Raw genomic sequence first — 6,476 nt, 5'->3', positions numbered from 1 at the left:
CTCGGTCACCATGGTCACGGTTGATTAGTCGTTCCGGTCCCGGCCAGGGTTCCGGCCTTTCGGCAGAAATAACCTCAGCTGGCGAGCGCGTTGCCCGGCTGCTCGGCCGCCGTCGACGAGCCTGCCCGCGGCCCGGCCGCGCAGCGCATCGTGCTCGGCACCCGTCTCGGCCTGGTCGAGGCCGCGACCGCGAACGCGCCGACCACCGGCCGGCAGATCGAGGCTCGCCGACTCACACCTTTCGTACAGGCAAGATCGTTAAGTTGGAGCAGCGCGTCGCGACCACGACCAGAAGGAGTGCGTGCCATGGAGTGGCTAACCAGCCCGGAGCTTTACGTGGCCTTTGCCACGCTACTCCTGCTGGAGATCGTGCTGGGCATCGACAACGTCGTGTTCATCTCGATCCTCGCCGGCAAGCTTCCACCGGAGCAGCAGAAGCGGGCACGCACGCTCGGCCTGACGCTGGCTCTGGTGACCCGTCTGATCCTGCTCGCGTCGCTGTCCTGGGTGATCGGGCTGACCGCACCACTCTTCACCGTCTTCGGCATGGAAATCTCCGGGCGGGACCTGATCCTGGTGCTGGGCGGGCTGTTCCTGCTTGGCAAGGCGACGTACGAAATTCATGAGAACCTCGAGGGCTCCGATCACGGCACGCAGCGCGCGACGGCCTCCTTCGCGTCCGTCATCGCGCAGATCCTCCTGCTCGACGTGGTGTTCTCGCTGGACTCCGTGATCACCGCGGTGGGTATGGTCGACCAGTTGGGCATCATGGTCGCCGCGGTCGTTGTCGCCATGATCATCATGCTGGTCTCCGCCGGCACCATCAGCCGGTTCGTCAGCGAACACCCCACCGTGAAGATGCTGGCCCTGTCGTTCCTGCTGCTGATCGGCGGCAGCCTCATCGCCGAAGGACTCGACCAGCACGTGCCCAAGGGATACGTGTACGGGCCGATCGCCTTCTCGATCTTCGTGGAGTTCCTCAACCTCCGGGTGCGCTCGCGCCGCGACCGTGGCGCGAAGCCGGTGCACCTGCACCCGACGTACGTCAAGGAACCCGATCCCACACCGGCGGAGACCTCCCGCTGACCTGCGCCGCCGGTCCACCCTGGCACGTCAGGGTGGACCGGCGCGCGCCCGGCTGTCGGAAGCGATGTCATCGGGTTGTCGTGACATCCACCCTCCTGCTCGCACCAACCGCGTGGGTACAGTGACGCCAACGTCGCGCGCCGCCGGCCCCACCGGCCCGCTCCGAGGAGGACCTGTGACCGGCCCCGAGATCGCGGTCGACCGCAGCAGCCCCGTCCCGCTCTACTTCCAGGTCGCGGAGCAGTTCGCCGCCGCCATCCAGCGCGGCGACCTGGCGCCGGGCGACCGGCTGGACAGTGAGCTTCAGCTGGCCGACCGGCTCGGGCTCTCCCGGCCCACCGTGCGGCAGGCGATCCAGCATCTCGTCGACAAAGGACTGATCGTGCGCCGGCGCGGGGTCGGCACCGAGGTCGTCCGGAGCACGATCCGCCGGTCCGTCGAGCTGACCAGCCTCTACGACGACCTCCTGCGGGCCGGCCAGCAACCGACCACGTCGGTGCTCGAGCTGGCGACCGTGCCGTGCCCGCCCGAGGTGGCGAGCGCGCTCGGCGTGCCGGCCGGCGCCGAGACGCAGCACGTGCGGCGGCTGCGGTTCGCCGCCGGGGAGCCGTTGGCCGTGATGGAAAACTGGCTGCCCGCCGAGCTCGTCACGGTGACGATGGAGGCCCTGCAGGCCAAGGGGCTCTACGCGATCCTGCGCGCCGCGCGGATCAACATCCGCGGCGCGCACCAACGCATCGGCGCGCGGGCGGCGACCACGGTGGAGGGGCAGATGCTCGGCGAACGGCGCGGGGCGCCGCTGCTCACGATGAGCCGCACCGCGTACGACGACCGCGACCGCTGCGTGGAGCACGGCGCGCACATCTACCGGGCGTCGCGCTACGCGCTCGACGTGACCGTCGCCGAGCGCTGACGTCATCGGTTCGTCTTCAATCCACTGACACCTATTTACGTCGTCAGGCTGTCATGACATTGTGCTAGCACCGCCGGTCCGGCCCTGCGGCCGGTGGGCAACACGCGAGTCTCTTCGAAGTTCCTCCTTCCGAAGGGAAGCAGCCCATGACAGCCATGCCGAGGCACGCCGGGGGCGTGTTGGCCGCGCTCACCGCGCTGGTGCTCGTCGCGACCGGATGCGGCGATTCGTCGGAGCCCGCCGGTAAGGACGCCAAGAACATCACGCTCACCATCGCCGCCAACGCCATCGTCGGTGGCAAGAACGCCGCGAGCGCCGAGTGGATCCAGAACTGGGTGATCCCCCGGTTCGTCGCGGCGCAAAAGGCCAAGGGCGTCACCGCGAACGTGTCGTTCGTGCCCAGCGGTGTCGACGACGAGCAGTTCAAGACGAAGCTGGCTCTCGACCTGAGGTCGAAGGGGGGCGCCGACGTCGTGGCGATCGACGGCATCTGGGTCGGCGAGTTCGTCCAGGCCGGCTATCTCAAGCCGCTGTCGGCGGTCGCCGGCGCGCAGGCCGACGCGTGGGACGGCTGGTCGCAGATCCCCGAGGCCGTGCAGGGCCTGGGCACGTTCGAGGGCAAGCGGTACGGCATACCGATCGGCACCGACGGGCGCGTCCTCTACTTCAACAAGAAGCTCTTCGCCCGCGCCGGCCTGCCCAGCGACTGGCAGCCCAGGAGCTGGCAGGACATCCTCGACGCCGGAGCCAAACTGAAGGCGCTGCCCGGCGTCACCCCGATCCAGATCAACGCAGGCACGGCGATGGGTGAGGCGACCACCATGCAGGGCGCGCTGCCGCTGCTCGTCGGCGCCGGCGGCGAGATCTACGCCGATGGCAAGTGGGCCGGCGCGAGCCCGCCGGTCAAGGACATGCTCGACTTCTACGCGAAGGTCTACGGCGGCGGCCTCGGCGACCCGAAACTGCAGCAGGAGGCGAAGGGGCGCGACAAGTCGTTCCAGGAGTTCGCCGCCGGCAAGATCGGCGTCCTCGGCGAGGGCGACTACTTCTGGCGTGCTGTCGTCCACCCCAGGGACGGCATCGCGAAGATGGCCGACCGGGACCAGGCGGTCGGTTACGCGCTGATCCCGGCCAGGCAGCCGGGTGGCGGAATCCGCGGCCAGGACTTCGTCAGCATGTCGGGTGGCAGCGTCCGGGTGCTCAACCCCAACTCCACGTACCCGTCGCAGGCGTTCGAACTGCTCGCGTTCATGCACTCGGCCGACGCGGTCAAGGCCGAACTCGGCGGCACCCCGCGGATCACGGCCCGGACCGACGTCAACGAGGAGGTCCTCGCCAGCGACCCGATGCTGAGCTTCGTGGCGGAAAAGGTCCTCCCGCTCACCGCGTACCGACCGGCGGTCGCGGTCTACCCGCAGGTGTCGGTCGCGCTGCAGGAGGCGACCGCCGCCGCGGCGTCGGGCAAGAGACCGGACGAGGCGGCGGTGGCATACCAGAAGAAGGTCGAAGGGCTCGTCGGTGGTCCAGGTAACGTCTCGTCCTGACGGGGCGGCCGAGGGGGCGCGCCCACCGGGGGCGCCGCCGGCCACCGACGCGGCGGGGTTGGGGCGGGCCCGGGCGACCGGCTTTCTCGTGCCGAGCATGGTCCTCGTCGCCCTCTTCCTCGTGGTGCCGGCGGCCTGGACCATCTACCTGGGCATCACCAACTACCGACTCACCGGCTTGGCCGCGGCCAACCCGCAGATCGTCGGTCTCGACAACTACACCGCGGCCCTGGGCGACGAGCGGTTCCGCGCCTCGCTGATGCTGACCCTGCAGTTCGTCCTCGGCTCGGCGGTCATCGGCCAGGCCGGCCTCGGCTTCGCCATCGCCTTCGCGCTACGCGAGCGACGGGGGCCGGTACGTCGCGCCGTCGAGACATTCGTCCTGCTGGCGTGGATCCTGCCCAGCTCGGTCGTCGCCTTCCTCTGGATCGCGCTGCTCGACCGCGACGCCGGCACCCTCAACGCGCTGCTCGGGATACCCGGCACGGCCTGGCTGCTCGACTACCCGATGCTCTCGATCATCCTCTTCAACACCTGGCGCGGCACCGCATTCTCGATGATGCTCTACGGGGCCGCGCTGGAGAACGTGCCACCGTCGCATCTGGAGACCGCCCGGCTGGCGGGCGCGTCCACCTGGCAACAGCTGCGCGACGTGGTGTTCCCGCGCATCCGCGGCCACGTGCTGACCAACCTGTTGCTCATCAGCCTGTGGACCTTCAACGACTTCACGCCGTTCCTGATCACCGCCGGCGGCCCGGAGCAGCGGTCGGAGATCCTGCCCGTCTACGTCTACAAGCTGGCACTCTCCGGTGGTGAACTCGGCTTCGGCGCGGCGATCTCGCTCGTCATGTTGCTGATCAACCTGGTCATCGCGCTGGTCTACCTGCGCACGTTGGGCCGGCGGAAGGAGCGGGTGTGAGCACGGCAGCGACGCCGGGCGCGGCGTCCCGCACGGTACGCCGGGCTCTCGCCCGGGTCGGGCGCTACACCTTCGTCTCCGTCGTGCTCGGCTTCTTCGCGCTGCCGCTGCTGTGGCTGGCCAGCGCGCCGTTCGACAGCACACCGACGATCACCACGTCGCTGCCGCAGTTCACCCTCGACAACTTCCGGGCCCTGCTCGACAACCCGTACGCGTTGTCCTCGCTGCTCAACTCGGTCTACCTGGCGGGCGGCACGGCGATCCTGGTGGTGACGTTCGCGGCGCTGGCGGCGTACGCGCTGAGCCGGGTGCGCGTGCCCGGCCGCGACGCCCTGCTCTACGGGCTGCTGCTGCTGTCGTCGATCGTGACCGGCACGGCGACCATGGTGCCGCTCTTCGAGCTCGCCTTCCGGCTCAACCTCATCGACTCGCGGCTCGGCGTGATCCTGATCCTCACCGGTGGCCTGCTGCCGGCGGCGATCTTCATCCTCAAGGACTTCATGGACTCGACCCCGACGTCGTACGAGGAATCCGCCCGGGTCTTCGGCGCGACCCCGCTGCAGATCATGCGGCACATCGTCGTGCCGGTCGTGCGACCGGGCCTCGCCACGGTCGCGGTCTGGGCGGTGGCCAACGTGTGGGGCAACTTCCTCGTGCCCTTCCTGCTGTTGCGTGGTCCGGACAAGGCGCCCGCGGCCGTGATCATGTACACCCTCTACACCGAGGGCGGCCAGGCCAATCTCGCCCTGCTCTCGACGTTCTCGCTGCTCTATTCGTTGCCGGTCGTGCTCATGTTCGTCTTCGTCAGCAGCCGGTACGGCTTCCGCTTCCACGGAGGGATCAAACGCTGATGTCCGCGATCACGATGCGCGAACTGACGAAGGTCTATCCCGGCGGGGTACGTGCCCTGGACTCCCTCGACCTCGAGATCGCCGACGGCGAGTTCTTCGCCCTGCTCGGCCCGTCCGGCTGCGGCAAGACCACCCTGCTGCGCACCATCGCCGGGCTGGAGATCGCCTCCGGCGGCGCGGTGCGGATCGGTGACCGCGACGTGACCAACCTGCCGCCGGGCCAGCGGGACGTGGCGATGGTCTTCCAGGACTACGCCCTGTTTCCGCACATGACCGTGCAGGAGAACATCGCCTATCCCCTGCGGATCAAGAAATTGAGCCGGACGGTCCGGCAGGGCAAGGCCGCGCAGACAGCGGCCGCGCTGGGGCTGAGTGAGTTGCTGGGGCGCCGACCGGCCCAGTTGTCCGGCGGCCAGCAGCAGCGGGTCGCGCTGGCCCGGGCGATGGCCTGTCACCCGCAGGTCTTCCTCCTCGACGAACCGTTGTCCAACCTCGACGCGCGGCTGCGGCTGGAGGCCCGGACGTTCCTCAAGCGGCTGCAACGCGAGCTGGGGGTCACCACCGTCTTCGTCACCCACGATCAGGCCGAGGCGCTCGCGCTCGCCGACCGGATGGCCGTGATGGAGGGCGGGCGGATCCGGCAGGTCGGTACGCCGACGGAGGTGTTCCGCCAGCCGGCCAACACGTTCGTCGCCGGCTTCATCGGCTCGACCCCGATGAACCTCGTCGAGGCGCGCGTGCACGACGGCGAGGTGGCCGTGGCGGGTGCGCGGCTGCCGCTGCCCGACGAGGCGCGCGGCCACGTGCCGGACGGGGTGGCGGTCGTCTACGGGGTGCGCCCCGAGTATCTCGACTACTCGGCGGAGCCCGTGCCGCACGCGTTGACCGGCCAGGTCGTCGTGGTCGAGAACCTGGGCAGCTTCTCGCTCGTCTCACTGGACATCGACGCCGGCTCCGAGGGCAACGCGGCCCCCGGCGCGGACGTCGGGGAGGGTGCCGGCGGAGGGCGGGCGAGCCTGCAGGTGGTGGTGCCGGAAGGGCGGGAACCGGCGCCCGGCGACACCGGGTGGGTGGTGCCGCGGCCGGGCCGTTCGTTGCTCTACCGCGACGGAGAGCTGGTGACCGCGTCGGTGGCGCAGCCCGTCACCACCGGGAGGTGACTC

The 6,476-nt window shown here is 69.7% G+C and carries 7 protein-coding genes; 6 read left to right on the top strand and 1 reads right to left on the bottom strand.

Annotated elements, in window-relative coordinates:
* Positions 1-74: 74 nt before the first annotated feature.
* Positions 75-236 carry a hypothetical protein gene (locus AB0J06_RS10240; RefSeq protein WP_357426782.1) on the bottom strand — a complete coding sequence of 54 codons (162 nt, stop codon included), beginning with the start codon at positions 234-236 and terminating at the stop codon, positions 75-77.
* Between the two features lie 70 nt (positions 237-306).
* Between AB0J06_RS10240 and AB0J06_RS10235 the strand changes: the two genes are divergently transcribed.
* The 6 genes from AB0J06_RS10235 (at position 307) to AB0J06_RS10210 (ending at position 6,473) form a co-directional block, all read left to right on the top strand.
* On the top strand, positions 307-1,086 hold the full coding sequence (locus AB0J06_RS10235) for a TerC family protein (protein ID WP_357426780.1): 780 nt from the start codon (positions 307-309) through the stop codon (positions 1,084-1,086).
* Positions 1,087-1,261: 175 nt separating this feature from the next.
* Positions 1,262-1,999 (top strand): GntR family transcriptional regulator, encoded by a 738-nt coding sequence (locus AB0J06_RS10230; protein ID WP_357426778.1) that lies wholly within the window; start codon positions 1,262-1,264, stop codon positions 1,997-1,999.
* A gap of 146 nt (positions 2,000-2,145) precedes the next feature.
* Positions 2,146-3,543, top strand: a complete 1,398-nt coding sequence (locus tag AB0J06_RS10225; RefSeq protein WP_357426776.1) for an extracellular solute-binding protein — start codon at positions 2,146-2,148, stop codon at positions 3,541-3,543.
* A complete protein-coding gene (locus tag AB0J06_RS10220) occupies positions 3,518-4,462 on the top strand; it encodes a sugar ABC transporter permease (RefSeq protein WP_357426774.1) in 945 nt (314 codons plus the stop codon). Before AB0J06_RS10225 ends, AB0J06_RS10220 begins: the two co-directional genes overlap by 26 nt.
* Positions 4,459-5,313 (top strand): carbohydrate ABC transporter permease, encoded by an 855-nt coding sequence (locus AB0J06_RS10215; protein ID WP_357426772.1) that lies wholly within the window; start codon positions 4,459-4,461, stop codon positions 5,311-5,313. The genes AB0J06_RS10220 and AB0J06_RS10215 overlap by 4 nt, the downstream gene beginning before the upstream one ends.
* A complete protein-coding gene (locus AB0J06_RS10210; RefSeq protein WP_357426770.1) occupies positions 5,313-6,473 on the top strand; it encodes an ABC transporter ATP-binding protein in 1,161 nt (386 codons plus the stop codon). Before AB0J06_RS10215 ends, AB0J06_RS10210 begins: the two co-directional genes overlap by 1 nt.
* The last annotated feature ends 3 nt before the right edge of the window (positions 6,474-6,476 follow it).

It is taken from the genome of Micromonospora sp. NPDC049679, from assembly GCF_040659735.1.
Taxonomy (GTDB): domain Bacteria; phylum Actinomycetota; class Actinomycetes; order Mycobacteriales; family Micromonosporaceae; genus Micromonospora_I.
The sequence above is the reverse complement of the archived record's forward strand: the minus strand, read 5'-3'. Positions and strand labels throughout refer to the sequence as shown.

Coding starts and splice junctions, on each gene's coding strand:
- AB0J06_RS10235 (WP_357426780.1), top strand. CDS start 307: ATGGAGTGGCTAACCAGCCCGGAGCTTTACGTGGCCTTTGCCACGCTA.
- AB0J06_RS10225 (WP_357426776.1), top strand. CDS start 2,146: ATGACAGCCATGCCGAGGCACGCCGGGGGCGTGTTGGCCGCGCTCACC.
- AB0J06_RS10210 (WP_357426770.1), top strand. CDS start 5,313: ATGTCCGCGATCACGATGCGCGAACTGACGAAGGTCTATCCCGGCGGG.